Origin of the sequence: Quadrisphaera granulorum (genome assembly GCF_003149145.1) — a bacterium.
In the GTDB taxonomy this organism is placed as follows: domain Bacteria; phylum Actinomycetota; class Actinomycetes; order Actinomycetales; family Quadrisphaeraceae; genus Quadrisphaera; species Quadrisphaera granulorum.
The window spans coordinates 1-1,916 of record NZ_QGDQ01000068.1; the positions used below are offsets into that span (position 1 = coordinate 1).

The following is a 1,916-nucleotide window of genomic DNA, read 5'->3' on the forward strand; positions in this document are numbered from 1 at the left end:
CCTACCGCGGCCGGCACACCAGCTCAGGGGCCAAGTCCGACACCGGGGACGCGGCGGTGTTGGCCGAGATCGTGCGCGTGGACCGCGCCCACCACCGCCCCGTCGCGGGGGACTCAGCCCAGGCCGAGGGGATCAAGTTGGTCGCCCGAGCCCACCAGAGCGCGATCTGGGCGCGGGTGCGCACTCGCCAGCGTCTGGTCGCGGCCTTGAAGGAGTACTTCCCCGGCGCGCTGGCCGCCTTCGCCGCCGCCGGAGTGGACTTGACCGACGCTGACGCCCTGGAGCTGCTGGAGCGCGCCGCTGACCCCGACGCGGCAGCGGCGCTGACCCGCTCCCAGGTCAGCAAGGCCCTGCAGCGCGCGCGGCGTCGCGACGTCGAAGGCAAGGTGGAGAAGATCCGCGCGGTGTTGGCCGCCCCGGCGCTGCGCCAGCCGGCGGAGGTGCAGAAAGCGTACGCGGCGATCACCCGTTCCCAGGTGCGGCTGCTGCGGTCGATGAACGAGGAGATCGAGGCATTGGGGCAGGTGGTGGCGGACTCTTTTGGGGCGCACCCGGACGCTGAGATTTACCTCAGCGTGCCGGGCATCGGGACGATCATCGGGGCGCGGACGCTGGGTGAGTTCGGGGACGACCCGACCCGGTACGCCAGCGCCAAGGCCCGCAAGAACTACGCCGGCACTTCCCCGATCACGGTCGCTTCGGGCAGGAAGAGCGCGGTCCTAGCTCGCTACGCCCGCAACAAGCGTCTGGGCGATGCGACCCACACGTGGGCGTTCGCGGCCCTGAGCGGATCACCAGGAGCGCGGGCCTACTACGACGAGCTACGCCAGCGCGGCAAGAGCCACGAGGCGGCGCTGCGCCAGCTCGCCAACCGTCTGGTGGGGATCCTGCACGGCTGCCTGCGCCACCGCGTCCTGTACGACGAGGCCACCGCCTGGCCCGCGCTGGCACCCGTCCAGACCGCCGAGCCCGCAGCACCCAACTCAGCGTCCGCTGCTGCGGTCACCGCCGCCGCTTGACAGCCCCAACCCCTGGGATGTCTGACCCCCTGCGACGGCCAAAGTTGACCCCCCAGATGCGGTGTGTAGCGGTTCGTGACAGCTCAGGCAGCGCTTCGGGCGGCGGCCGGTGAGCTCGTGGCGGGCGGCGTCGGACGAGGTTGACCCCACCCGACGGCGGCGGTTGACCCCTCGACGGCGGCGTTGACCCCCCGGGTGGCCGCGGCCGGCGCGGGCCCGGGTGGCTCCGCGCCGCCGCAGTGGCTCAGAAGTGCGGGAACGGGGCCGGGTCCCACCCGCCGGCCGGCGACGGGCTCGTCACCAGATCCGGCATCGGGTCTGGTATCGGCTCTGACCCTGGGTCCGGCGTCGGCTCGGGCGCGAACGGGCGCCCGCGCTCGTGCTCGATGCGGCTGGCGGGGTCGGCGATGCCGTCGGTGTGCTCGTCCACGAGAACCTCGTGGACGGCGCCGTACTCCCACGACTCACGACGACGCCCCTCGTGCTCGGCGGCGTGCCGCTCCTCGTGCTCGGGGCCGTTCTGGCCCTCGTGCTGCGGGTCGGGGCTGGTCGCGGTGCTCATCGCTGTCCCTCCAGCCCGGCGGCGCTGGCCTGACCCGACCCGCCCGTGCCACCGGGCGCACCGGCGGGGACGACAGCCGTTGCGGGGGCGGCGACGGGTGCGGGGGTGGGGGTGGCGCGCATCGCCGCGGCCGGGTCGGCGCTGATGGCGGCTCGGCGGGCGCGGGTGCGGTAGGACTCCCCAGACAGGGCGATCACCTCGGCGTGGTGCACCAACCTGTCGATCATCGCCGCGGCCACTACCTCATCCCCGAAGATCTCCCCCCACCGCTTGAACGGCATGTTGCTGGTGACCAGCACACTTCCGGTCTCATAGCGGGCGGCGATCAGCTGGAA

At 73.1% G+C, this 1,916-nt stretch carries 2 protein-coding genes and 1 pseudogene; 1 reads left to right on the forward strand and 2 read right to left on the reverse strand.

The features are described from left to right. Positions 1 to 1,019: IS110 family transposase (locus tag BXY45_RS22695; RefSeq protein ID WP_109776804.1), on the forward strand; the 1,019-nt coding region annotated here is incomplete at its 5' end. A 244-nt stretch (positions 1,020 to 1,263) separates the two neighbouring features. On the opposite strand, the gene BXY45_RS22700 is transcribed toward BXY45_RS22695, so the two are convergent. Both BXY45_RS22700 and BXY45_RS24940 read right to left on the reverse strand, forming a co-directional pair. Next, the gene (locus tag BXY45_RS22700) at positions 1,264 to 1,581 is read right to left on the reverse strand and encodes a hypothetical protein (protein WP_109776805.1); all 318 of its coding nucleotides are present in this window, start codon (positions 1,579 to 1,581) and stop codon (positions 1,264 to 1,266) included. 134 nt (positions 1,582 to 1,715) lie between these two features. Continuing rightward, positions 1,716 to 1,916 (reverse strand): annotated as a pseudogene (locus BXY45_RS24940) (ATP-binding protein); the annotation flags it as partial.

What these genes read in the sequence shown, in the direction of transcription:
- BXY45_RS22700 (WP_109776805.1), bottom strand. Translation starts at nt 1,581, where the DNA reads ATGAGCACCGCGACCAGCCCCGACCCGCAGCACGAGGGCCAGAACGGC.